The sequence below is a fragment of the Paraburkholderia sp. SIMBA_054 genome, from assembly GCF_046534875.1.
In the GTDB taxonomy this organism is placed as follows: domain Bacteria; phylum Pseudomonadota; class Gammaproteobacteria; order Burkholderiales; family Burkholderiaceae; genus Paraburkholderia; species Paraburkholderia hospita.
This window is the reverse complement of the sequence record NZ_JAWRXV010001742.1, coordinates 1-235: the sequence shown is the minus strand read 5'-3', so window position 1 is coordinate 235 and position 235 is coordinate 1. Positions and strand designations below refer to the sequence as shown.

The 235-nt window shown below is 63.4% G+C and carries 1 protein-coding gene; it reads left to right on the top strand.

Annotation, left to right across the window (positions count from 1 at the left end; all coding sequences use genetic code 11):
* Positions 1-235: hypothetical protein (locus SB822_RS61075; RefSeq protein WP_410859654.1), on the top strand; the 235-nt coding region annotated here is incomplete at both ends.

Below are 235 nucleotides of genomic sequence, written 5' to 3'. Positions count from 1 at the left end.
AGACAGGTTCGTATTCGAACCTGACGAGCGGAAGTGCAAGCTCGGCCTTCAACACGTACGACCGCGTCGACGTGGGCCTGACGCTGCACGTCAAACCGCAGATCACCGACGGCGGCATCCTCAAGCTGCAGCTCTACACGGAAGACTCGGCGATCGTGAACGGCACGACCAACGCGACGACGAACCCGGCCGGCCCGCAGTTCACGAAGCGCTCGATCCAGTCGACGGTGCTCGC